Consider the following 25,860-nt stretch of genomic DNA (forward strand, 5'->3'; position numbering starts at 1 on the left):
TTGTATACTCCCCGAGATAGCCGAATTTTGCCGCCTTGCTCTAGCACGAACTATTTTGAGTATTACTGGTTCGTTATCTGATTATTTAGAACATTGGATGTTCTGCGTGGGCTAGTGTTTCGCCTTTTCTATTAGCTGGTAGGCCGCAGTGATGCGGTCAGGGATTGGATACCATTTGTTGGATAAAATAATAATACCCACTTGGTTTTCCGGAATAAATGCCGCATAGGCGGCGAAACCATTGGTTGAGCCTGTTTTATTGTAGAAAGCCTGTGTTTCAGGTGGCATTACTGGTGTAATTGCTTCGACCTTTTGTGGCTGTAATGCCATTTCATTTCGGTTACCTTGCTGTAATTGAGCAAGAGATACTGGCCATGAATAGCTTTCCCACATCATATCTTGCATAAATGAATCGGTCATATAGAACCCAGTATGGGTGTTCTCTACGGCTTCTTGCCATGGCTTAGCGACTTTCTTCGTTTGCATATTAATATCTAAGAAGCGAATTAGATCTTTAGCATTAGATTTCAAACCATAAGATTCAGCATCTAAAATTTGTGGTGCCACACGAATGGGCTGATCGTGCTTATTATAACCTTGAGCATAATTTTTCTGTTGGTTTTTAGGGACATGAATATAGGTATGTTTTAGTCCAAGTGCAGGCAACATCAATTTTTCCATCGCTTGCTCAAATGGCATTTTGAGTTGTTTAGCGGTAACGATACCGAGTAGCCCCACGCCAAGATTTGAATAAGAGCGATATTGCCCAATGGCTTTGGTCGGTTTCCAATGTTGGTAATAACGGATTAATTCAGCTGAATTAGTAATGCTATCAGGCACAAATAACGATAAACCGGAAGTGTGAGTAGCCAAGTTCATTACTGTGACTTGGTCAAAAGCAGACCCTTTTAATTCAGGAAGATAGTGGCTTACCTTTTGCGAAAAATCGAGTTTTCCTTGGTCTTGTGCATAGGCTGCGAGTGTGGCAGTAAACGTTTTAGACAAAGAACCAATCTCAAATAAAGTCTCATCACTGACAGGTACTAAGCTTTGCTTAGACTGCACACCATAGTGATAAATATAGTGTTTCCCTTCAACGGAAATTGCGACAGACATCCCTGGGATCTGTTTTTGTTCCATCAGAGGTTTAATAATGTCATCCACATCCTTTTGAGTGAACGCATTAGCGGATAGCGTGGTTAACGCCAAACTCAGTGCGACAAAAATTCGCCCCTGACGAAAAAGAGTTTTCATAGAGTTATTCCAATAAGTACAAGTTTAAGTTATTGCTAACAGGAACTGAAAGCACTTCATTGTAAATTTAAAGTGCTTTAATATAGGCTATTAGGCGGTTAAACCGCGATTGCAAAGCAGTATGCATGCTTTCGGCCATTATTTAAAACGATATAAAATTCGATGAGGTAAAAGAAAATCTTATGGCAGAAAATTATCGTCATCGGCTTCCACTCAATGCGCTTAGGGCATTCGAAGCTTCAGCGCGGCATTTAAGTTTTACACGAGCAGGAATAGAGTTGAATGTCACTCAGGCAGCTGTTAGTCAACAAGTTAGGTTGTTAGAGGAGCAGCTGGGACTAGAACTCTTTATTCGCTTACCTCGAGGGCTTGCATTAACTGATGAAGGGCTTGCATTGCTACCCGTATTGAGCCGCTCTTTTGACCAGATTGAGTCATTACTATTGCAATTTGAAGATGGCCATTATCGAGAAGCTTTAAGTATTTCAGTGGTCGGTACATTTGCTGTGGGCTGGTTATTGCCAAGATTAACCCAATTCTCGGAACTATACCCTTATATTGATTTACGCATTATGACTCATAACAATGTGGTGAATCTCGCTGCCGAAGGCGTTGATTTTGCTATTCGCTTTGGGGAGGGCTTATGGCCACTGGTTGAAAATATTCCTCTGTTTTCAACAGCTCATACTGTACTTTGTTCAGAGAAAGTCGCGAGCCAGCTCAAACATCCATTAGATTTAAAATCCCACCAGTTAATGCGTTCATATCGTAAAGATGAATGGGAAAAATGGTTTTTAGCTGCGGAGATTGAACCTTGGCGTGTCAAAGGTCCTGTATTTGATTCATCACGTTTAATGGTTGAGGCTGCGTTATTAACCGACAGTATAGCATTGGTGCCAAGTTGCATGTTTAGTCATGAATTAAGTGCTGGGGCGTTAGTTCAACCTTTTGATATATCTGTAACACTGGGTGGATATTGGTTAAGCCGTTTAAAGTCAAGAGTCATGACACCAGCGATGGCGATATTTCGTCATTGGTTGGTGGAGGAGTCTAAAAAAGAATAATAAGTCGGTGCTATACTATAAATAGAAATAGCACCGATATTTAATTTATTGGCATATTATAATGCTCATATTTAGAGGTTAGAATACCAAAGCTTCAGCAGAGAAATAATTCTTTTTATTAACAGAGAGCTCTGTACTATTAATATCCGTAATGGTTTCAGTAAAGAAATAGGTCGGCGAAACATTAAATATTTGTGCCAACTGGTAAATAGTATCGACATGAATATTAACCTCGCCATTTTCATAGCGTGATTGGTGTTGTTGGCTAATGCCTAACAATATGCTTAAATCTTTACCACTCATTCCGTGACTTTCTCTTAATGATCTTATTTTTAAACCGACGGATTTAGATATTTTTCGTTTCATGATTTTCTCTCTAATTTATTTTAAATATTATAATGTTAATATAATTAAATATTTTTAATGTAATTGGATCTTCTAGTGATATGTATTATTACTTAATTTATTAAAAATCATGGGACTGAAAGAAGGTTTTAATATCAATCTCAAAATACGTTGCATACTGGAACAATCTATCTAAAGTAATTCTATTTACTCCTCTTTCATATCGTGACTGTTGTTGTGGGCTGATGCCAATAACCTCGGATAGTTCATTAACTGAAAGTCCATTCGTTTTCCGATAAAAAAGTATTTTTTTGCCAATTAGGTGAGATGTTGAATAAGGCATATATACTCCTATAATTATATTTTTTATTTCTAACTAAACACGATGAAAGATTACCTCTCTATCTTAACCATTTTAATAAAATAGTAAATTTGCTATTTATCAATTGTTCGATGATATTTTTCGATGTTAGCAATAAAAATCAAGTTATAAATAAATTAATATCTTTTTATGATTAATGTTGGATGCTATTTATTCATATCTTATGTTAACCGAAGCTGTTGAGTTTGCAGTTCCTGCAGTTATATTATTAGCAGTCTTAATATATCTAGCTTTCCAATTAAAAATATAATCGCCACCTGCAACATTGTTTTGCAAAGTGAACTTTGAGTTGAGCTTTATCGGGTTGCTGTTTCTATCCAATAATTGAATGGCGACTCCAGTCGCTTGACCTTGCCCAGACAATTTAATCTTCCCTGTATTGATATCAACATACCCAGCACTACTTGTGACTGTCACTTTTAGATTGGTGCCTGCAGCGCAGCTTAATGTAATGGGTATATTGACACTATTGCTAGTAGAGCCAATAGCTTTAAACTGAGTATCATACCAAGTCCCTAAGTTAACATTGTAACTTGTCGCTTTTGTTGAGCACTTTAATACATTAATTTTGATAGCACCTGCTGGAATATTCAGCGATGTTAAATTCCACGTACTGTTATGTGGCGCAGGGTTACGCTGTGTTAGTCTTCCCACATGCCCTGCCTTTAAATTTCCCCCTTGTGTGACTTGTCCTGTTTTTTTTATGGTAATCGTCCAATATGGGTTAGCAATAGTCCAAGCGGCTGGGTTAGCTGCTGTTGGTGGTCCATAACGTGTATTTAAAAAACCGATATTGGTTGCTTTCACTTGAATGCTGATGCCCGGTATATTACTGGCTGCAATTTTATTGCCGTTTGGTACCCAACCATTGACATAGTCAGCGTGTAAGTAGGCATCACCACATTGACCATTACTTTTTGGGCCTGAAAATGTATTGACTTGTGAGCCTTTAAAATTGACCTGAATAGTGGCTAAATCGCGAGCCCCTGTATCATCATATTGCAGCGAATAGGTTCTTGCTGGTACATTCACCACAACATTCCGTAAATTAGGATTTTGAATACAGGCCGCTTGTGTATATGCAGAATAAGCAAAAACCGAGCCTATTATTACCAGTAAAATTTTCTTTTTAGTCATAAAATATCCTTAACATTTACTTTTTTTATTTAAATATTTTTCTTCTGCATGCTCAATCTCATTGATCTCTCTAGAATTGAAAATAAAAAAAGCCATAATATCAATTTCAAATATCTTAGAGTAATGATAAAGCCTATCAATATTAATTCGATTAATACCACGCTCATAGCGTGACTGTTGTTGTTCACTCACACCCACGATATTAGATAAATTTTCTAATGTCATGCCTTTCATTTTTCGGTAATAGGTGATTTTATTGCCAATTATTTTTGATATAAGATAGTAATTAGGCATACCGCTTTCCCCTATTAAAACTGATATAATTAAAACAAACTTACTTACTGATATGTAAATGTAAATTCTAAATGGCTTTTAAATGAACCTGCAACCATACCACTTCCATAACCCGAGACTCTTGCAGATAATGGGATTTCAACATTTCGCGTTTGAGTATTAACATTCGCGGTAATGGTATCGCCATTTTTTATTGTTGTTTTATTGCCGGTATTGGCTAAATTTAATGCCACATTTTTCGCCGTACCATTATTAATAAAATGTTCAGTTATTGTTGAGTCTGGCGTACCTGATATTTTCATTACAGCTTTGGTGGTGCCTACAGGGCAATTTTTTAGCTTCACGGAAAAATCAACCCACGGAGATTTTTGCGTATCTTTGATATTCCAAATATTAATTTTTTTCAAATCGATTAAATAATTATTTTTTTCAACCTCACAAGGAGCAGCAATAACGACGCCATGCACTTTAATATTTGCTGTTAGCCCAAATGCAGTTAAAGAACAGCTCATTAGTGATAGTAATAGGATAAAATGTCTCATATTATTTTCTCTTTTATAAATAGGTAATTGTTGCCGTAATATTGGCGGAAATAGTTCCCGGAGTGGCATTACCTAATGAGCTAAAGGCGCGTGTGCGTAATGGAATATTAATATTCGCTTGCCCATTTGTCGGAACTTGTAATACTTTTTGGTTACCTAAAGCGGTTGTTCCATTACCATTTTGTAGTTGAACGGCTAAGTTTTTAGCCGTACCTTGATTTTTGTATAAGCTTGCTGCATCCGCAGTATCTGCGGTTCCTGTAAACGTCAGTTTTACTTGATTAATAAAAGATGAACAATTATTTAGGCTAATATTAAATGTGTTCCAGTTAGAACCTGAACTCGCATTACGAAATACATCAGCAGAAATATTTTTCAGGTCAATATCAATATTATTCCCACCGGTAATATTGCAAGTTGCGGCTCTAATATTTCCGGTAAAGTTCAATGTCACTGTGCTAGCAGCAAATAAATTCCCACTGAATATTAAGCTACTAAGTAAAAGTAAATTTTTAGATATTTTTTTCATTTTTTATTCCTACTCATAGCGAATATTTACAGTAGCAGAGGCATTCGCTGTACCCGGCGTGATGTTATCTGCCGTTTTGATATAGCGAGCTTTCCAATCAAACATATAATCACCAGCCGGCACATTATTTTGCAGGCTATTTAAAGTGTTCAACTTGATCGGGTTATTATTTTTATCTAGCAATTGTATTGCGACACCAGTGGCGCTATCAGGTCCCGTTAGAGCTAATTTTCCTGTAGCGGTATCTTCATATTTAGAACTTGTGACCGTCGCTTTAATATTGGTACCCGCCATGCAGTTTAATGTAATGGGAATATTGATATTTGTACTGGTACTGCCAACAGTGGGAAATTGGGTATCATACCAATCACCTAAGTTAATGGTAGGAACTGAATTTTTTAGTGAGCAACTGAGTACATTTATTCGATAGTTAGTGGAAAAAGAGACAGTTGAAATAATAAAATTAGTACCTGTTTTTCTATTTTGTTGATAAAACCTAGCGAGCTGCCGTGTTGAAATAATTCCACCAGAAGGAACTCTTCCTGTTTTTTCTATACGAATATCCCATGACAGGTTCGTAAATGTCCACGTAGTTGCTGTATATGGACCATTTATAGGAAAGAAGATATTTGGCCCAAAGCTATTAATTCTCGCTTTGACACCAATACCATTAATTCCACTTACAGCCATACCATTACTGACTGGCGCTAAATAAATACCAACTTGATTACCACCACAATCCTGATCTACCCCATTAGTTGGGTTATAATTTCCTGTATAAATCGGTAAAGATATAGCTTTTAATTGATAAGACCTAGTATCATCATATTGTATGTTAATTGTTTCATTAGGTATTGTTTTTTGCATATTACTCCATGTGGGGTTTTGTACACATGCTGCATTAGCATATCCTGAGTATAAATATATACAACTCACTGCCAATATTGATTTATAAATGAAATTTTTCATTATTTACTCCTTATTATCGGCAAACAGCAGTTGTTTTATATAACCCCATATAATTCGATATACCCGCTAAGTTATAATTTACTTGGCATTGTTGTTTATCGTTATATTGAATAATAAAATTGCCATTTTCAGCTAAACCAGATAAGTAAATTTCGCCATCATTGCCCACTATATTATTTAGCTGAGGATTATCTTTAAATATCGCCTGAGCACCAAAAGGTACGGGGTTACCATCAGCAAAGGTTAATATCATGATGGCTCGGTACCCGACATTTGCGGCAAAGCTGGCTTTCACTAGAGCGCCACGGCTTGGTGCAACACTTTGGCTGGTTAACTCCATTTCCGTATTTTCAGGTAGTTCAGAAGTATCAATATCAATCACATTTTTACGATAAGCCGTGACATAAGGCACGAGTGCATAACCTTGGTTATTAGTGACAACCCCTGCTTGGTTTAATACTGGTACATCACCTGCATCTGGGATTTCAACAATAGCCGCGGTTTCGCCTAATTGTTGACCGAGTACAAGGCCGCCAGAGTGAGCCACTAAGCTACCATTAACACCGTAATAGAGGTTATAGTTGTCTTTGCTATAGCCTGTTCCACCTGAAATTTCACCATATTGGCCTTTATAAGAAGCGTTCATATTACCGCTCGTACCTTGTTCTTGAGTGGTGAAACCCTGCTGCATGCTCCAATTTAAGCGGTTATTAAGTTGTGAAGCGGAAAGCCCAATACTGCCTGTGCTTGGGCCGTTGCTGCTACTATTACTGTTAAAGTTGTAATAGAAGGTGTTATCAAACACGGTAAATGGCACACTGACAGAGAAGGCAAGCTGATGATCATCTTCACTTTTCGTACGGCTACCGGAAGTATATGAGTAGCTATTGGTATTTTTGTTATAGGTATAATTCAAACTATAACTAATGCCTTGCCAACTGTTGTTATAACCCACGGTGGCAGACTGAGTTTTACGGTCACTATTCCAGTAGTCTTCATTGATATAGCCTACGGAGATTGAACCAAAGTTATCCCCTAAGTTTTGGCTGAGGGTGATCTCACCGCGATTACGGCGGCGTTCAATTTCAGGGATATAGTTTGTATTTCTATAGCCGTCAAAGACTTCCGCTAAACTGTAAAAACCTTTAGTGGAATAACGATAACCAGCCAATGCGATATTAGTACCAATATCGTTGATATTTTTGTTATAGCGGAAACGGTATGATTGGCCTTTTTCCTTAACGTCATTACTTAGCGTTGAATTTGCATGGGTAACGTCAATGGATAACGCACCAAATCGCCCAAGGTTTTGGCCTGCGCCGATGGAGTAAGATTGGTAATGCTCACTCACTTGGCTACCACCATAAGCGGTAATACCATAAGGTAGACCATAGATTAAGGTAAATTGGCCAAATTTTGTTTTATCAATGCTACTGTCATAAGCGCGGTATTCTCCGCCCGTTACGCTATAAGAAAAATATCCTTCACGTTGCAATACAGGTAATGAAGCAAAAGGAACGATTTGATATTGCTCACTACCGTTGGATTCTTTGATGGTGACATGCAAATCACCGCTTCCCCCCGTTGGGTATAAGTCATTGATTTCAAAAGGGCCCGCAGCCACCTCGGTTTGGTAGATAATGTAACCATTTTGGCGGATCGTCACCTGTGCGTTGCTACGAGCAATCCCACGTACAACGGGCGCATAGCCGCGTAAACTCTCAGGGGACATATCATCATCTGTCGCAAGCTGAGCACCACGAAATGGCACGCTATCAAAAACCATCGAAGGTGAGACACTATCTCCCAAGGTCAACTGACTTTTGATGCTATTAATACCGCGTGATGCGTAGGTATAGATGGTATCCCATTTACCGGATTGGTCGGTACTACTTGACCATGTTGTGTAATTGCGTAGCCGCCATGCTCCAATATTTAAGCCAGGTCTTAAATTTACATAATGGGATGTGTTATCCGAACCACTACTTTTACGATCGTAATTCTTAGAGCCGTTATAGCTATAATTTAATAGCAGTGCGTTGATCCCATTATCGATATTGGCTAACTCAACGTAACCCCTTGGGTTTCTATCCAATGCGATTTGGGGGATGCTTAAATATAAACGTTGAGAATCAAACTCAAAATTACTTGTGGCATCAGGGATCGCCGCAAGGTTTACACAGTGGCTTCCTGCGGTTTGTAATTCAGGGTATTCGGCTGTTTTGATACCAAACTCTTTAATATCAGTCAGTGATAAACACGGAACTAATTGGTTACGGCTATTTTTTTCAAATTTAAGATTTTTAGCACCAATTAAGTTGGTGTTGACATAAATATCAACATAGTAGTCACCGGCTAATTGCTCATTATTCTCAAACTGTGACAAATCAACCGAATCTTTATTCGGTAACTCTAAAAAGTCAGGGTCAAAGTAGACATTATTTTCTGTTTTTTCTTCAGCATATAGCGATGCGGTATAGCCTAAATATAATAGTAGGCCTAGAGATATTTTATTTATTTTCATGATAAAGCCCAACTTATTTTATAGTTTTATATTTTCTTTTCGAGTGCTTCTGGTGCTGCACCATAATCATTAATAACTTCCCATTTTATTGTTCCATTAGTATTTGAGTTATTAACCTCGAAAGTCGCATTTGAGAAAGGTGCCGCATAAGAAACATCATTAGCCTTTGTTCCGTTAAAGCTGATGCTCTGGAAATTCATAAAATAAGGTGTTGGGTTTTTAACCGTAATTTTATTTCCAGATTTAGACCACACTAATTTTTTTTGCTCTTCAATAAAATTAACATCTTTTAATGCTTTAGGGCGATAAATTAATTTCATTTGCGTTTTAAAGGCAATTTGTAATGAGTTTTCTGTTCTTTCTGTTGCTGGAATAGTTTTTATATTTAACCAGAACAATGACTCTCTATCATTAGGTAATTTATTTTCTGTTAAAAATATTCTAAGCGCATTAGTTCTATCTGTATTTAGCCTAAATAATGGTGGTGTGATAGAAAAATCAGATTGTTTTTTTTCATCTATATTATCAATCCAAGATTGAATCAAATAAGGGATTTTATCTGGATTTTCTACACTGATGCTGACATCTTTGTTTCCCTCGTTATAAATAACACGGGTTCCACCAATAATAACACCAGCATTCGCAGTATTTATTAGTGTAAGTAAGGAAATGAAAATATAGATAATAGATTTCATAATACCACCATTGATTATTATTAGATAAGGCTTAAGTCCTTTTAAACCTTATTTATTACTTAGTTATAATTGATTGTGAAAGTTGCTGTCGCATTCGCAGGACCAGGAGTCACTGTGCCAGACTTAGCAATATAACGTGCTCTGAAATCTAAATTGTTCTCTACATTTTCTTTCAATGGGTATGTTTTAGAGGCAGTAAATAATGGAACAATTTTATTCGTATCATCAGTAATTTGAATGCCAACGCCAGTTGCTACGCCAGCTTCTTCTTTTAATTTAATAACTTGGTCGTCACCAAGATAAGAATCAGCATCAAATTTTACTGAAGCCGCTGTTACTGTAGCAGGGCAATTAATTAATTTAATCGTAAATTTAGTGGCTGCCGCAGTACTTCCCGCTGTGGGTAATGCTTTTTTAGATACTTGTCCTAAGTTTACTTTTAGTGCATCAGAGCCAGCTGCTAATTCGCATGCTTTGTCTATGATTTCACCGGTAAAGTCGATAGTACCATCTGCTGCTAATGCATTATTAACAGCAAAGATTGAGGTTGCAGCAATTAATGATGCAAGTAAGTTCTTTTTCATTTGTTTTTCTCCAAAAGATAATTATTTATTTTTCATTGAGTATATAAAAACAACAATTACTCAATTGAGGAGTATTTTGAAACTATTTTTTAAAATAAACAAGTTTTGTAAAATTTGGTAAAATATAATTAAATTTTAAAGTATTTAATTTTTTTAATTAAGTTAACACATTATAAGAGAAGGATTAATACACTATATTGAGCTAAGTTAAATATAATTTTTTTTGATTTTTTCACTAAAGTTAAATAACGATATAAAACTAAGAATAATTATAAGGAGGGATATAAGTTTAATTTATCTCTCATATGGTGATAATTTGGGGTTATAAGGTTTTGACTTATTAGACCACATACAGTGGATGTTGTATTTTTACTATCGAAAAATGAAATAATAGTATAGTTATCGGATTTAGCAGGTCTAAATGTGCTATTTATTTGGTTTTTTATAGAGAAAATGGTGTTGCCATTCAGTAAATGAATAAAAATAGGGGTAACTTTGGTTTTAAGGAAACATTAAATGACTATCAAAATGTTCTTATTAAATTCAATTAAGTAGCCTTAATTTTAATTCGCTATGTTAAGGCTACGTGAGAGATTTCTTACTTATAGATACCTTTAGCTATAGTTGTCATGACTATAAATTTCCTATAAATAAATTTAGTTTTGTATTAACGCTATTTGTATAAATTGAAATTATGTTCTGGTGATAATAGGCTTTCTGCTTGCAATATTTTTTTTCTATTCTGTTTATTACTCATTATGTTAACTGGTAGTGGGGTAGCAAAGTCAACAATTAACTCTTGAATATCAAGGTCGAGTATTTCGGAAATAGAATATAACGTATCAACATGAATTCGGATTTCGCCTAATTCATGGCGAGATTGATGCTGCTGACTAATTCCAAGTAATGTGCTGAGTTGCTGAATACTCATGTTTTGGTCTTTTCTTAGTGTGCGGATCCGCGCTCCGACAATTTTAGAGGTGTTTTTTTTCATACAGTATCCAATAATGATTAAGTAAAAATACTATAAAGAAAATGATTTTTTAATTTCATAACCATTTTTAATTTTTGTTTTTTCATCGTCACTAAACGAAAAAAAGTAACTAATGTTAATATCAAAATAGTTGGAATATTGTTTTAGTCTATCTACCGATATTCGGTTATTTCCCCGTTCATAACGTAGTTGCTGTTGCTCACTAATTCCAACAGTCTTAGCGAGAGTAATAAGAGAGAGTCCTTTATTTTTACGCAATGACTTTATTTTATTACCAATAACCGCAGAGACAGGGTAATAATTGCTCATTATTCAACCTCATTGATTTTTTACTCTTAATTGGTATAGGGTTATATCTTTAACATCACGATATATTTATCAGGTATCCTTTATCCTATCTTGATTTAAATCATAAGTGATCAAACTATGTTTTTTATATTGAAAATATTAAATATTATCGTTATCTTAAAATTTGAGCTATTCTAATTAAGATGGTTTATTTTAGATTATCAATATAAAGACACTAGATTTATTAGTGATAAACAAATGTAAAATCAAGATGGCTATTAAATGAACCACTTGTCATGCCTGATCCATAGCCCGCCATTCTCGCTGATAGTGGAATATCAACTTTTCGGGTTTGTTCATTAACCTGCGCCGTAATTTTTTCACCATTTTTTATCGTGGTTTTATTTGCATGGTGGGCTAAGTTTAATGCGGCGTTTTTAGCGCTACCCGTATTGACAAAATAATCAGCCGAGGTCGAGTCAGGAGTGCCTTTAATCTCCATAATGGTTTCTTTGGTACCCATAGGGCAATTTTTCAATTTAATTGAGAAATCAACCCACGGTGAAGTTTGTGTATCCCGAATATTCCAAACATTCACTTTTTTCAGGTCAATTAAATAATTTGAGGTTTCTAATTCACAAGGCATAACTGCGACATAACCATGTACATTGATATTAATTTGCTGGTCTGTTGCCAATACGGGGCTGGAAGCAAGACAGAATAACAGCACTATTTTCTTCATATTATATGCTCCGGTTTATAAATAGGTGATGGTGGCGGTAATATTGGCTGAAATAGAGCCAGCCACGACATTACCTGCCATGCTAACAGCCCGCGTACGCAGTGGAATAGCGACATCAGATTGCCCATTTAAGGGCACTTGTAATATTTTTTGATTACCTAACGGTGTGGCACCATCACCGCTTTGTAATTGCACAGCTATATTTTGAGCAGTACCTAGGTTTTTATATAAGCTAGTCGTATCAGCTGTGTCCGCAGTGCCTGCAAATGTCAGTTTGATTTGATTGATAAATGACGAACAATTATTTAAATGAATATCAAAATTTCTCCAGTCGGACCCTGTCTGCGCGCCACTAAATATATCAATAGGTAAACGTTTTAAGTCAATATCAATATTGTTGCCGCCAGAGATATTACAGGTAGCGGCTTTGATATTGCCTGTAAAGTTAACGGTAATATTTGACGCTGCAAATGAATGAGATGACATCGCAAGTAAATTAATCGATAAAATAGTGAATAATATTTTCTTCATACGGTTATTCCTATTCATAGAGCACATTAATTGTCACGGTGCCATTAGCGGATCCGGGTGTCACTTTATCGGCAGTTTTAATGTAGCGCGCTTTCCAACCAAAGATATGCTCGCCTGCTGCGACGTTACTTTTTATTGTTTGCTTGCTACCTAAAGGAATGGGGTTTTTATTTGCATCAACAAGCTGTATGGCGATCCCTGTCGCTTTATCTGTACCCGATAAGCCTATGTGCCCCTGAGATGCATTAATAACACCACTGGTACCGACTACTGTTGCTTTTATATTGGTGCCCGCTAAGCAGTTTAAGGTAATTGGAATGTCAACTTCGCTACTGGTGCTGCCAACAGTAGGAAATTGAGTATCATACCAATCACCTAAGTTAATGGTAGGAACAGTATTTTTTAAAGTACAACTGAGAACTACAATTTTAAAATTCACAGGTACTCTTAGTGTTGAAAATGACCATCGGCTATAACTAGGTAGCGAGTTCGTTTGGTAGAGTTCTGCAAGGTTGCCTGACTTTAGGTCGCCTGATTGAATTACCCGGCCATCCTTTCTTAAACGTACCGCCCAACTGATTCCTCCTGGAGAGGCCCAAGCTAAGTATGCTTTGTTATAAGGAAGGCTTCTTTTCCAGTTAAATGCTGAATTGATTCCTGCCGCGGGTATTGAAATATGTATACTTACCCTAGCAATATTCGTGTTTGCATAACCATCGGTGCCTTGACTCCAGCCATTAGAATATTGCCCGTATATCGTGCTATAACCGCATTGATCTCCATTAGATGTCGTTGCATTAGCCGCACTTCCCATCGACATGACCTTATGATATATCTCTTTTGTACTATCATCATCATACTGAAGGTAAATCGTCTCGGAAGGTAGAGTAGTAATACGATTCTTGAATTGAGGATTTTGATTGCAGGCTGCACTTACATACCCGGTATATAAACATCCCACCGCTAATACAGAGTTGACTATTAATTTTTTCATTATCGATTTCCCTCTTATCGGCATACCGCAGTAGTTTTATATAACCCCATATAATCTGAAATACCGGTTAAGTTATAATTTACTTGGCATTGCTGTTTATCGTTATATTGAATAATAAAACTGCCACTTTCGGCTAAGCCGGATAAATAAATTTCACCGTCATTACCGACCATGCCATTTAATTGGTTGTTATCTTTAAATATGGCCTGCGCACCAAATGGCACGGGCTTTCCATCAACAAAGGTTAAATTCATAATGGCACGATAACCGACATTGGCGCTAAAACTGGATTTCACTAGCGCCCCACGGCTTGGGGAGACTGACTGGCTGGTGAGTTCCATTTCCGTGTTGTCAGGTAACGCCGAAGTATCAATGTCGATGGTATTTTTACGGTAGGCTGTCACGTATGGCACTAACGCATAACCTTGGTTATTGGTCACTACACCCGCTTGGTTTAGTATTGGTACACCTCCTGCATCGGGCACTTCTACCAATGCGGCGGTTTCACCTAATTGTTGCCCTAACACTAACCCGTCCGCGTGGGCGACAAGGCTGCCATTAGTTCCGTAGTACAGGTTATAGTTATCTTTGCTATAGCTCGCACCACCAGAAATTTCACCATACCTGCCTTTATAGGTGGAGTTCGCATTACCAGAACTGCCTTGCCCCTGATCGGCTAAACTTTGTTGCATGCTCCAATTTAAACGGTTGTTCAGGTGAGATGCTGATACACCGATGCTACTCGAACTGGAGTCTCGGCTACTGTGGTTACTGGCAAAGTTAATGTAGGCGGTATCTTCAAACAAACTGAACGGAATATTGACCGAAAAAGTAAATAAATGGTCTTCATCACTGTATTTTTTTGCCCCAGCACTCTGCGAATAGCTGCTGGTATTCTTGTTATAGGTGTAATTCAGCCCATAACTGATCCCTTGCCAGCTATTGTTATAGCCAAGGGTTGCTGACTGTGTTTTGCGGTCACTATTCCAATAGTCTTCATTAACATAACCCATTGAAATAGAACCGTAAGTATCCCCTAGGTTTTGGCTGAGGGTGATTTCACCGCGATTACGGCGGCGTTCGATCTCAGGGCTGTAGGTGGTATCACGGAAGGTGTCAAACACCTCGGATAAACTGTAATACCCTTGGGTTGAATAGCGGTAACCTGCCAAAGCAATATTGGTGCCGATATCATTGAGGTTTTTGTTATATCTAAAGCGGTAAGACTGACCACGTTCTTTGCTGTCATCACGCATTTTGGCGTGAGATTGGGTAATATCAATAGACAGCGCCCCGAAGCGCCCCAAGTTTTGCCCAGCACCTATCGAATAAGATTGGTATTTTTCACTGAACTGACTTCCTCCGAACATAGTGATGCCATAGGGTAAACCGTATACCAAAGTGAACTGACCAAATTTGGTTTTATCTACATGGCTATCATATGAACGGTATTCACCTGCGGTGGTGCTATAAGATAAATAACCCTCACGTTGCAGCACGGGGAGTGAGGCAAAGGGTACAATTTGCACCTGTTCGCTGCCGTTCGACTCTTTTATCGTCACATGTAAGTCACCGCTGCTGCCGGTTGGATAGAGGTCAGTGATTTCAAAGGGGCCTGCTGCCACATCGGTTTGGTAGATGGTGTAACCGTTTTGGCGAATGGTAACCTGTGCGTTGCTGCGAGCTATCCCGCGCACGACTGGCGCATAGCCACGCAGACTTTCAGGGTACATATCATCATCGGTGGCGAGCTGAGCCCCACGAAACGGTACACTGTCAAATACGTCTGACGGAGATACGCTGTCTCCCAAGGTTAGTTGGCTTTTTATGCGGTTGATCCCACGGGAGGCGTAAGTATAAATAGTATCCCATTTATTGGGCTGCCCTGTGCTGTTGGACCACGTGGTATAGTTGCGCAGACGCCATGCCCCAATATTTAAGCCGGGGCGTAAATTGACGTAGTTTGAGGTGGTGTCTTCTCCACCTTTACGATCGGTATTTTTAGAACCGCTATAGCTGTAATTCAGTAATAGAGCGGTAATACCGTTATCGATATCTGCAAGGTCAACATAACCCCTCGGATTTTTTGCCAGCGCGATTTGCGGAATACTGAGGTATAACCGTTGTGAATCAAATTCAAACTGGCTTGTTGCGTCAGGAATGATTGCTAAATTGACGCAGCCTGTTTGGCTATTTTGTAGCTCAGGATAATCTGCAATTTTAATATCAAAGCTTTTTAAATCATCCAAAGTTAAGCAAGGAACCAGTTTGTTCTCAGTATTTTTATCAAACTTTAAACTTTTTGCCCCGATTAAGTTGGTATTGACATAAATATCAACATAGTAATTACCAGCCAATTGTTGGTTATTTTCAAATTGGCTTAAATCGACAGCATCTTTATTAGGCAACTCTAAGAAATCAGGGTCAAAATAAATATTTCCCTCTGTTGTATTATTGCCGATGGCATTTTCAGCGTATAAAGGTACCGTATAGCCTAAATAAATAAGTAGGCTAAAGCATATTTTATTTATTCTCATTTTAACAACCTAAATCAATTTTGGGCTATATTTTCGCTTCAGCCAGTTCAGATGCGGAGCCGTAATCATTAATGACTTCCCATTTCACCGTACCATGATTCGCAGCATCGTTAATCTCAAAAGAAGTGCTAGAAAACGGTGCAGCATAAGATACGTCATTCGCCTTTTTACCGTTAAAGGTTATGCTTTGGAAATTCATAAAATACGGTGTTGGGTTTTTTACTGTAATCATATTGCCTGTTTTTGACCAAGTTAATTTTTTTTGTTCTTCAACAAAATCAACATTTTTAATTGCAGAAGGACGATAAATTAATTTCATTTGCGTTTTAAAGGCAATCTGCAATGAATTTTCTGTTCGCTCCGTTGCTGGGATTGTTTTTATATTTAGCCAAAATAATGATTCTTTATCTTTCGGTAAGGTATTCTCTGTTAAAAATATTCTTAGCGCATTGGTTTTATCTGAGTTTAATCTAAATAATGGAGGTGTAATAGTAAATGCGGATTGCTTATTTTCATCAATGCTATCAACCCATGATTGAATTAAATAAGGGATTTTATCAGGGTTTTCGACACTAATACTGACATCCTTATTTCCCTCATGATAAATAACACGAGTGCCGCCAATAATAACGCCTGCATGGGCTAAATTAATCAATAAAAATGAAGAAATAAAAAAATAAACTAAGCGTTTCATATTAGTACCATTGAATAGAGGAATAAGGTTTAAATCCATTTAAACCCTAAAAGCCTATTAGTTATAATTGATAGTGAAGGTTGCGGTTGAGTTTGCTTGACCAACGCCAACGCTATTAGACATTGCAATATAACGAGCGGTAAAATCTAAATTATTTACTGTCTTTTCTTTTAATGCATACGCGCTAGATTCAGTAAATAGTGGAACGATTGTTCCTGTAACGTCCTGAATTTGAATACCAACATTTTGTGCCGTTGTCGCTGCAGTAGGGTCGGTTAACTGGAGTACACTATTATCACTTGCATAACTGGTGGCATCAAATTTAACCGTTGCGCTAGTCACGGTTTGCGGGCAGTTTTCTAATTTGATGGTAAATTTAGTTGCTGCTGCGGTGCTACCCGTACTAGGTAATGCCGTTTTAGAGATTTTCCCTAAGTTTACGGTAAATGCATCAGAACCGGTTGCAAACTGACAAGCCTGATCGGTAATTTCACCTGTAAAATCTATCGTTCCATCAGCAGCTAATGCATTATTAATGGCAAAAATAGACGATGCCGCAATTAAATAGGCAAAGACATTCTTTTTCATTTTTTACTCTCCAAGAGGATATTTATATGATGAGGTTGAGTTAGTGAATATATTTAGTTACTCAACTGGTGAGTATTTTGGCTTTTATTTTAAAAATAAACAATATGAGAGTAATTTAGGTTTAATGCCCTTTTTTAATATCGTTTTTATATCTTGAGTTTGATATTCACATTATAGGTTGGAGATTATTTTTGGATATTTTAAGAAATGCTGTTTTTCTAAGGTGATAAATTTTAGAGTGGAATTAAATAAAGATTAAATAATTAAATTAATTTTAAACTGGTGTTTTTTATTGTTACTTAACTCATGATGTGTTTTGATGGCATTTAATATTATTATAGTGCTTTAATTTTTTCATTTTAAAACAAAAAGCAGTCTAAAATGTATCGTAGTAAAAGTATCATCTAAAACCAATTATCATTAATGATGATTTATTTAACGTTTAAATATCTTTTTTGATGTGAATGGGTATGGAGTTATTGAATGTTAAGATAAGTATGAAGTAATAAATTACTTCGTACATTATCTTAATATGATGGTGAATATTTGAAGCTATTCAATTCCTAATTCTTTTAATTTGCGAGTTAACGTATTTCTTCCCCAGCCTAATAAACGGGCAGCTTCTTGCTTATGGCCATTGGTGTATTTTAACGCGCAATTTAGCATGGTACGCTCAAGTAAGGGGATGGTTTGAGAAAAAAGGTCTTCTTTACCGTCCATTAATGCGTTATCAGTCCACTCTTCAAGTAATTCAAACCACTGAGCTGCAGAAATAGGATTTTGTGATGACAATGATTGTGTTGGCATGGAATCAGCTTGTGATGATTTTACCACTGCATTTTGTTGTGGATGCTCTTCAAGCAAATCATCGGGCAAATCTTGCGGTAAAATTTCTTGGCTTGCTGCCATCACGGTTAACCAACGGCAGACATTCTCCAATTGGCGAACGTTACCCGACCAATAATAGCGCTGAAGAATTTTTTCGCTGTCAGGGTGGAGAACCTTAGCCTCGACACCGAGTTCTTTTGCCGTATTTTGTAGAAAATAATCGGCGAGACGTGGGATATCTTCAGTGCGCTCACGTAGCGGTGGTAATTGTACTCGAATGACATTTAACCGGTGAAATAAGTCTTCGCGAAATAAGCCTTCTTTAACCCGTTTTTCAAGATCTTGGTGGGTCGCTGCAATAATCCGTACATCTACATTGACTGGGGTATAACCCCCAATACGATAGAATTGGCCTTCAGCCAGAACACGTAACAAGCGAGTTTGTACATCAAGGGGCATATCGCCGATTTCATCTAAAAACAGTGACCCATGGTTAGCTTGTTCAAATCGGCCCTGACGTACTTGAGTCGCACCCGTAAATGCGCCTTTTTCGTGGCCAAATAGCTCAGATTCAATTAAGTCTTTGGGAATAGCCGCCATATTTAATGCAATAAAAGGGGCGTCGGCACGAGGGCTGTGTTGATGTAACGCGTGGGCAACCAGCTCTTTTCCCGTTCCTGATTCGCCATTAATAAGCACACTAATTGATGAGCGTGATAAACGGCCAATAATGCGATAAACCTCTTGCATCGCTGGTGCTTCCCCGATCATGGTCGAAGAGACTGTAGGGGCAGGCTGCTTAGCTTCACGGCTAGTATGGTTTTGTTCACGGCTATGATTCAGAGCACGTTCGACTAATGCGACGGTTTCATCAATATCGAAAGGCTTTGGTAAGTAATCAAATGCCCCTGATTGGTAGGCATTTACGGCAGCATCAAGGTCAGAGTGTGCTGTCATAATAATAATCGGCAGAAGCGGGTGTGATTGCTTGATGGTATTCAGAAGCTCAATACCATTTGTGCCTGGCATACGGATATCAGATAACAACACATCAGGGAGTGAATTTTCTAATGCGGCGAGTACAGCATCCGCACTGTCAAAGCAGGTGCAAGCGAATTTTGCATTATCTAATGCACGCTCAAGTACCCAACGGATGGAACTATCATCATCAACCACCCAAATTTTTCCCTGCGTCATGGTTATCTCCTATTTCTTAATTGGTAGATAAATGGAAAACTCAGTGTGGCCTGGCCAACTGGTAAATTCGATTTTTCCTGCGTGTTGGTCAACTAAACTGCGAGCAATCGATAGGCCAAGCCCTGTGCCATCAGGCCGTCCGCTCACCATGGGATAAAATAATGTATCCTGAATTGCCAATGGAATACCCGGACCGTTATCTTCAATATCAATACGTGCAGCTAATCGATAACGTTCACCTTGTAGTGTGACTTGAAAAGCCGTTCGTGTACGCAAAGTGATATAGCCTCCCGTTTCGGCGAGGGCTTGTAAGGCGTTTCGGGTGATATTTAGCAGCACTTGCTCGATTTGGTCTGGGTAATACTCTAATTCGGGCAGGCTTGGGTCATAGTCACGAATTAGTGTCACATTATCGGGCTTTTCTAATGACACCAACCGCGTTACATTTTCCATAATATGATGAATACTTTGCTGTGTTTTTGGCCCTGGATATTGTGGACCAAGCAGCCGATCAACCAATGCTCGCAAGCGGTCGGCCTGTTCGATAATCACTTGAGTATATTCATTTAATTGTGGGTCAGGCAACGCTTTAGATAGCAATTGCGCAGCGCCTCGCAAACCTCCGAGAGGGTTTTTGATTTCGTGAGCAAGTCCACGGATCAGTTCGCGGGCAGCCAATTGCTGGGCATTCTGTGCGAGTTCTTGGCTCAAACGCCGTTGGCTATCTAATTGTGAAAGCTCAACTAAAATAAATTGCTCTGAAAAAGGCTGTGCACTGAACGACATCACGTGGGAATGGTTGTTAAATACTAAGGTGACTTCGTTCTCGGTAAAACTATGGCCATCTTTTAAGCTATTGAGCATGAGTTCATCATTGAGCGAACAATAACTGAATAATAGTGGCAGTGGCGTACCGTATAGCTTGCGCTGGCTTTGGGTTAAGATCTGGAGTGCAGCATGGTTGGCGTAATGGATAACCAAGTCGTAATCCAAAATTAGCACGCTATTAATGAGTGAGTCGAGAATATGTTCCGGTGCTGGCAAATGTTCGGTTTTCATGTAATGTTGCTCCTGCACTATTTTGGTGCATTATACCTGATAGACCAAACAACCGATATTTGATTTTTGTTGCGTAAATACGTTAGAGATAAAAGGCCCCATCAAAAGATGGGGCAAGTGCTTCACGGCAACAAAGACTAACAGTGGAACGGCGTGTTACACACTGTAGTACATTTCAAATTCGAGAGGGTGTGGTGCCATACGAACACGTTGAATGTCGGCACGGGTTAATTCGATATACGCATCGATAGCATCATTAGTGAATACGCCACCACGGGTTAAGAATTCACGGTCTTTATCTAATTCCGCTAATGCTTCGTCTAAAGAGCCAGAAACTGTTGGAATTTCTTTGGCTTCTTCTGGTGGTAAATCATATAAATTTTTGTCCATCGCATCACCAGGGTGGATCTTGTTAATGATGCCATCAAGGCCTGCCATTAACTGAGCCGCAAACGCTAAATATGGGTTAGCTGCTGGGTCTGGGAAGCGAACTTCAATACGGCGTGCTTTAGTGCTCGCAACGACTGGAATACGAATCGAAGCAGAGCGGTTACGTGCAGAATATGCCAACATTACAGGTGCTTCAAAGCCCGGAACTAAGCGTTTGTATGAGTTAGTTGTTGGGTTAGTAAATGCGTTCAGTGCACGTGCATGTTTAATAATACCACCGATGTAGTACAGCGCCATTTCGGATAAACCGCCATATTTGTCACCTGCAAACAGGTTAACGCCACCTTTAGATAAAGACATATGGCAGTGCATACCAGAGCCGTTATCGCCCACTAAAGGTTTAGGCATAAAGGTGGCTGTTTTACCGTAGGCATGTGCAACATTGTGAACAACATATTTATAAATTTGAGTTTCATCCGCTTTTTTCGTCATAGTATTAAAGCGGGTCGCAACCTCGTTTTGGCCAGCTGTCGCCACTTCATGGTGGTGAGCTTCAACAACTAAGCCCATCTCTTCCATTGTGGTACACATGGCTGAACGTAGGTCTTGTGATGAATCAACCGGTGGAACTGGGAAATAACCGCCTTTTACTGCAGGGCGATGGCCTTTATTACCACCTTCGTATTTGGTTCCCGTATTCCATGCCGCTTCGATATCATCGATATGGTAGTAACTACCATGCATGTTGTTGCCAAAACGAATGTCATCAAAAACGAAAAATTCAGGTTCTGGTCCAAAGAGAACGATATCGGCAATTCCACTTGAGCGCAGAAAATCTTCCGCACGTTTTGAAATTGAACGTGGATCTCTGTCATAACCTTGCATCGTGCCCGGCTCTAAAATATCGCAGCGAATGATCAACGTGATATCGGCAAAGAACGGGTCTAACATTGCAGTTGATGGGTCTGGCATTAATACCATGTCTGACTCATTGATGCCTTTCCAGCCACCAATAGATGAACCATCAAACATCTGGCCTTCTTCAAAGAAGTCTTCGTCAACTTGATGAGCAGGGATAGTGATGTGTTGCTCTTTACCTTTAGTGTCGGTAAAACGCAGATCAATAAATCTAACATTGTGCTCTTTAATTAACGATAAAACATGTTCAGCGGACATCTCGGCTCTCCTGGTCGGGTCTAATCAACAAATCACAGGCTATCATATTGATAATATGTTTGTTGTTTGTCTGGCGTGTTAGTCATATATAAATAGGTAGCACGCGCTCTATAAATAGATAAGCGAAAAGCGTGCCAACTTTTTAATTATAGTAAATACTGATTGTTACGTGTGGAATAGATTTATAATTAAGCAATTTCTGTACTAAATGCACCGATTTAGTGCTAATTATTTCGTCATTGCACTAAATTGGTGCAAGTGACAGTTGGAGATGGGATTTCAAATAAAAAATCAGCATTGTGCTCTGTTAAAGCGCAATGCTGATGGGATATAAAAGAAATGAGGTTGTTTAATCTCAAACAGTTACATTAATCTTCATCGCTATTTGTTAATAATGTATTCACTTCTTCAATTTGTTTTACTGCATCATTGATGATGGATGCAATTTGGCGAGTTTGCTCTTCATTTAGCTGTTTTAAAACCATTTTGTGACGTAATAAAGCTTTAAAGCGACTGACTGCCACCTCAATGTCTTCTGCTAAATTACTGCCTTGTTGCATATCACGTGCTTTTGCCAGCTTACGAGCAATAACCGCTTCAATTTCTTTATTTTGAGCTAGATGGGCAGAGCCTTCAGGTGTAATCGTAAAACTTTTGCGATTGCGTTCAACAATCTGAGACTCCAAGAAACCTTGTTCTTCAAGCAGTGTTAGCGTTGGGTAAATAACCCCCGGGCTAGGAACATACAAGCCATTTGAGGCTTCTTGAATATCTTTGATAATTTCGTAGCCATAGCTTGGTTTTTTAGCGACTAACGAGAGTACCATAATATGAAGATCGCCATGGTCGAATAAACGACGAAGGCCTTTACCTCTTCCACGGCCTCTTTGGCTGTCATCACCATGGCCTCGACCATGACGACCTTCGCCGTGGCAGCGTTCACCGTGCCCATGACCATGACGGCCTTCGCCGTGGCAGCGTTCACCGTGCCCATGACCATGACGGCCTTCGCCGTGGCAGCGTTCACCGTGCCCATGACCATGACGGCCTTCACCGTGGCAGCGTTCACCGTACCCATGACCATGGCGGCCTTCGCCGTGGCAGTGCTCGTCGTGTCCATGACTATGACGGTCTTCATTGTGACAACATCCACCGCGGTGGCCATGTTGATTTTCATCATGGCGTGCATAATATACATGACGACAAGATTTAATTAGCATATAGTTACTCCTTAGTTTGTAACTTTAGATATATCGAATTTATTTTATGGTTTTACTATATTTAGATATATCTAATTAGTCAATTTAGATATATCTAAATAATGCAAAAAGATATTTAAACTGGCAGTTAAGAAAGAAAGTCTATTTTTTGTTCTTTTTTTGGGCTGCGAATATTAAGTTTTTAGCGTATTATTCTGTCACTTCGTGGTTTCGCAGAGATGATGCTCATTATTTTGTGAGGGAATCTGGCACTGTTACGCAACTGAATGTTTTTTCGCTAAAAACTTTTTATACAGTGATGGGTTTCACATTTATTCCACTTGTGCGGAAAAACGTGTAAAATAACAGCAAATTAACGTAGAAAGTATGCTTTGGGTATGAATAATGGCTCAGTAAGCATATTCCTTTCCTGTCAATTAAACGGTAAAAATCCTTGTCAATTCAAAATTTAAGAAACATCGCCATCATCGCTCACGTTGACCATGGCAAGACCACACTGGTTGGTAAATTATTGCAGCAATCAGGCACGTTCGGTGAACGTGAAACTGTTGATGAGCGTGTTATGGACTCCAATGACTTGGAGAAAGAGCGTGGTATTACTATCCTTGCTAAAAATACCGCTATCCAATGGAATGGTTATCATATCAATATCGTAGACACCCCAGGTCACGCCGATTTCGGTGGTGAGGTTGAGCGCGTTATGTCTATGGTTGACTGCGTACTGCTGGTTGTTGATGCGATGGATGGGCCAATGCCACAAACTCGTTTCGTAACGCAAAAAGCGTTCGACCACGGTTTACGTCCTATTGTTGTTATCAATAAAGTTGACCGCCCAGGCGCACGCCCTGATTGGGTTGTTGACCAAGTATTCGACTTATTCGTGAACTTAGGTGCAACGGATGAGCAACTCGATTTCCCTATTGTTTATGCATCTGCATTAAACGGTATCGCAGGCCTTGACCACGAAAACATGGCTGAAGACATGACTCCACTGTATGAAGCGATTGTGGAACATGTTGCACCACCAGCAGTGGATATCGACGGTCCATTCCAAATGCAAGTTTCGCAATTGGATTACAACAGCTATTTAGGTGTTATCGGTATCGGCCGTATCAAACGTGGTGTTGTTAAGCCTAACCAACAAGTAACAGTTATCGATAGCGAAGGTAAAACTCGTAACGGTAAAATTGGTAAAGTTCTGACTCACTTAGGTTTAGAGCGTATTGATTCACAACAAGCTGAAGCGGGTGATATCGTCGCTCTGACAGGTTTAGGTGAACTGAACATTTCTGACACCATTTGCCAAGTCGGTAGCGTTGAAGCATTGCCTGCGTTAGCGGTTGATGAGCCAACAGTTAGCATGTTCTATTGTGTTAATACCTCACCATTCTGCGGTAAAGAAGGTAAGTTCGTGACTTCACGTCAGATCCTTGACCGCTTGAATAAAGAATTGGTTCACAACGTTGCACTGCGTGTTGAAGAAACTCAAGATCCAGACGCATTCCGTGTTTCTGGTCGTGGTGAGCTTCACTTATCTGTTCTGATTGAAAACATGCGTCGTGAAGGTTTCGAATTAGCAGTATCGCGTCCAAAAGTTATCATTCGTGAAATCGATGGCCGTAAACAAGAGCCATTCGAACAAGTGACTTTAGACGTTGAAGAACAGCACCAAGGCGACATCATGAAAGCTTTAGGTGAGCGTAAAGGTGACCTGCGCGACATGATGCCAGACGGTAAAGGCCGCGTACGTCTTGATTACGTCATTCCAAGCCGTGGTCTGATTGGCTTCCGTACTGAATTCATGACAATGACATCAGGTACTGGTTTACTGTATTCAACATTCAGTCATTACGATGATGTTCGCCCAGGCGAAATCGGCGGCCGCCAAAACGGTGTTCTGATCTCCAATGGTCAAGGTAAAGCAGTTGCTTATGCGCTATACAGCCTGCAAGACCGTGGTAAGCTGTTCTTAGGTCACGGTGCTGAAGTGTATGAAGGTCAAATCATCGGTATTCACTCACGTTCTAACGACTTAACCGTTAACTGCTTAACGGGTAAAAAACTGACTAACATGCGTGCGTCAGGTACTGATGAAGCAACAACACTGTCACCACCAATTAAAATGACTCTGGAACAAGCACTTGAGTTCATTGATGATGACGAGTTAGTTGAAGTGACTCCGCAGTCTATCCGTCTGCGTAAACGCCACTTGACTGAGAACGATCGCCGTCGTGCAAACCGTTCTAAAGAAGACTAATTATCGTTACGTGATGTTGTTCATTACGTCATTGTAGTTATGCAGT

General features: G+C 39.0%; 25 protein-coding genes. 2 read left to right on the forward strand and 23 right to left on the reverse strand.

The genetic code is table 11. The annotated features are described in order from the left end of the window. Positions 1-111: 111 nt before the first annotated feature. Positions 112-1,254: a class C beta-lactamase gene (gene ampC / locus P3L40_RS01170; RefSeq protein ID WP_228677345.1), complete on the reverse strand. Its 1,143-nt coding sequence runs from the start codon at positions 1,252-1,254 to the stop codon at positions 112-114. Between the two features lie 182 nt (positions 1,255-1,436). Between ampC and P3L40_RS01175 the strand changes: the two genes are divergently transcribed. Beyond that, entirely contained in the window at positions 1,437-2,318 is an 882-nt protein-coding gene (locus tag P3L40_RS01175) for a LysR family transcriptional regulator (RefSeq protein ID WP_110592684.1), read from the forward strand. Positions 2,319-2,396: 78 nt separating this feature from the next. Here P3L40_RS01175 and P3L40_RS01180 read toward each other — a convergent pair whose 3' ends face one another. From P3L40_RS01180 to P3L40_RS01285, 22 genes are all read right to left on the reverse strand, one after another. Beyond that, on the reverse strand, positions 2,397-2,684 hold the full coding sequence (locus tag P3L40_RS01180; RefSeq protein WP_004262793.1) for a helix-turn-helix domain-containing protein: 288 nt from the start codon (positions 2,682-2,684) through the stop codon (positions 2,397-2,399). A gap of 100 nt (positions 2,685-2,784) precedes the next feature. Next, positions 2,785-3,006 (reverse strand): helix-turn-helix domain-containing protein, encoded by a 222-nt coding sequence (locus P3L40_RS01185; RefSeq protein ID WP_094960821.1) that lies wholly within the window; start codon positions 3,004-3,006, stop codon positions 2,785-2,787. 189 nt (positions 3,007-3,195) lie between these two features. Next, a complete protein-coding gene (locus tag P3L40_RS01190; RefSeq protein ID WP_196724742.1) occupies positions 3,196-4,182 on the reverse strand; it encodes a fimbrial protein in 987 nt (328 codons plus the stop codon). Positions 4,183-4,191: 9 nt separating this feature from the next. Next, complete coding sequence (locus P3L40_RS01195; protein WP_004262784.1) at positions 4,192-4,476, reverse strand: helix-turn-helix domain-containing protein; 285 nt, start codon at positions 4,474-4,476, stop codon at positions 4,192-4,194. A gap of 44 nt (positions 4,477-4,520) precedes the next feature. Further along, positions 4,521-5,018 (reverse strand): fimbrial protein, encoded by a 498-nt coding sequence (locus P3L40_RS01200; RefSeq protein WP_036958601.1) that lies wholly within the window; start codon positions 5,016-5,018, stop codon positions 4,521-4,523. A gap of 13 nt (positions 5,019-5,031) precedes the next feature. Beyond that, positions 5,032-5,547: a fimbrial protein gene (locus P3L40_RS01205; protein ID WP_004262778.1), complete on the reverse strand. Its 516-nt coding sequence runs from the start codon at positions 5,545-5,547 to the stop codon at positions 5,032-5,034. A gap of 9 nt (positions 5,548-5,556) precedes the next feature. Then, on the reverse strand, positions 5,557-6,516 hold the full coding sequence (locus tag P3L40_RS01210; RefSeq protein ID WP_136134104.1) for a fimbrial protein: 960 nt from the start codon (positions 6,514-6,516) through the stop codon (positions 5,557-5,559). Between the two features lie 13 nt (positions 6,517-6,529). After that, entirely contained in the window at positions 6,530-9,040 is a 2,511-nt protein-coding gene (locus P3L40_RS01215) for a fimbria/pilus outer membrane usher protein (protein ID WP_210852441.1), read from the reverse strand. A gap of 26 nt (positions 9,041-9,066) precedes the next feature. Then, entirely contained in the window at positions 9,067-9,735 is a 669-nt protein-coding gene (locus tag P3L40_RS01220; RefSeq protein WP_196732401.1) for a molecular chaperone, read from the reverse strand. 59 nt (positions 9,736-9,794) lie between these two features. Next, positions 9,795-10,319 (reverse strand): fimbrial protein, encoded by a 525-nt coding sequence (locus P3L40_RS01225; protein ID WP_196724745.1) that lies wholly within the window; start codon positions 10,317-10,319, stop codon positions 9,795-9,797. 673 nt (positions 10,320-10,992) lie between these two features. After that, positions 10,993-11,313 (reverse strand): helix-turn-helix domain-containing protein, encoded by a 321-nt coding sequence (locus tag P3L40_RS01230; RefSeq protein ID WP_096863545.1) that lies wholly within the window; start codon positions 11,311-11,313, stop codon positions 10,993-10,995. Positions 11,314-11,343: 30 nt separating this feature from the next. Next, positions 11,344-11,622 (reverse strand): helix-turn-helix domain-containing protein, encoded by a 279-nt coding sequence (locus tag P3L40_RS01235; protein ID WP_110592680.1) that lies wholly within the window; start codon positions 11,620-11,622, stop codon positions 11,344-11,346. Between the two features lie 223 nt (positions 11,623-11,845). Beyond that, positions 11,846-12,343 carry a fimbrial protein gene (locus tag P3L40_RS01240; RefSeq protein WP_210852439.1) on the reverse strand — a complete coding sequence of 166 codons (498 nt, stop codon included), beginning with the start codon at positions 12,341-12,343 and terminating at the stop codon, positions 11,846-11,848. Between the two features lie 15 nt (positions 12,344-12,358). Beyond that, positions 12,359-12,874 carry a fimbrial protein gene (locus P3L40_RS01245; RefSeq protein WP_036958600.1) on the reverse strand — a complete coding sequence of 172 codons (516 nt, stop codon included), beginning with the start codon at positions 12,872-12,874 and terminating at the stop codon, positions 12,359-12,361. 10 nt (positions 12,875-12,884) lie between these two features. Next, positions 12,885-13,868, reverse strand: a complete 984-nt coding sequence (locus P3L40_RS01250) for a fimbrial protein (protein ID WP_094960813.1) — start codon at positions 13,866-13,868, stop codon at positions 12,885-12,887. Positions 13,869-13,882: 14 nt separating this feature from the next. After that, positions 13,883-16,405 (reverse strand): fimbria/pilus outer membrane usher protein, encoded by a 2,523-nt coding sequence (locus tag P3L40_RS01255; protein ID WP_196732405.1) that lies wholly within the window; start codon positions 16,403-16,405, stop codon positions 13,883-13,885. Between the two features lie 25 nt (positions 16,406-16,430). Further along, on the reverse strand, positions 16,431-17,099 hold the full coding sequence (locus P3L40_RS01260; protein WP_036958627.1) for a molecular chaperone: 669 nt from the start codon (positions 17,097-17,099) through the stop codon (positions 16,431-16,433). Between the two features lie 57 nt (positions 17,100-17,156). Further along, positions 17,157-17,687 (reverse strand): fimbrial protein, encoded by a 531-nt coding sequence (locus tag P3L40_RS01265; RefSeq protein ID WP_210852437.1) that lies wholly within the window; start codon positions 17,685-17,687, stop codon positions 17,157-17,159. Between the two features lie 552 nt (positions 17,688-18,239). Further along, positions 18,240-19,712 (reverse strand): nitrogen regulation protein NR(I), encoded by a 1,473-nt coding sequence (glnG, locus tag P3L40_RS01270; protein WP_094960810.1) that lies wholly within the window; start codon positions 19,710-19,712, stop codon positions 18,240-18,242. Positions 19,713-19,721: 9 nt separating this feature from the next. Further along, the gene (gene glnL, locus P3L40_RS01275; RefSeq protein ID WP_004262719.1) at positions 19,722-20,771 is read right to left on the reverse strand and encodes a nitrogen regulation protein NR(II); all 1,050 of its coding nucleotides are present in this window, start codon (positions 20,769-20,771) and stop codon (positions 19,722-19,724) included. 156 nt (positions 20,772-20,927) lie between these two features. Then, complete coding sequence (gene glnA, locus P3L40_RS01280) at positions 20,928-22,337, reverse strand: glutamate--ammonia ligase (protein ID WP_004262716.1); 1,410 nt, start codon at positions 22,335-22,337, stop codon at positions 20,928-20,930. A 368-nt stretch (positions 22,338-22,705) separates the two neighbouring features. Then, on the reverse strand, positions 22,706-23,557 hold the full coding sequence (locus P3L40_RS01285) for a PadR family transcriptional regulator (protein ID WP_231137199.1): 852 nt from the start codon (positions 23,555-23,557) through the stop codon (positions 22,706-22,708). Positions 23,558-23,990: 433 nt separating this feature from the next. Here P3L40_RS01285 and typA point away from each other — a divergent pair, with 433 nt between their 5' ends. Beyond that, complete coding sequence (typA, locus tag P3L40_RS01290) at positions 23,991-25,814, forward strand: ribosome-dependent GTPase TypA (protein ID WP_004262702.1); 1,824 nt, start codon at positions 23,991-23,993, stop codon at positions 25,812-25,814. Positions 25,815-25,860 lie beyond the last annotated feature (46 nt).

Origin of the sequence: Providencia sp. PROV040, from assembly GCF_032706145.1 — a bacterium.
Lineage (GTDB): Bacteria > Pseudomonadota > Gammaproteobacteria > Enterobacterales > Enterobacteriaceae > Providencia > Providencia hangzhouensis.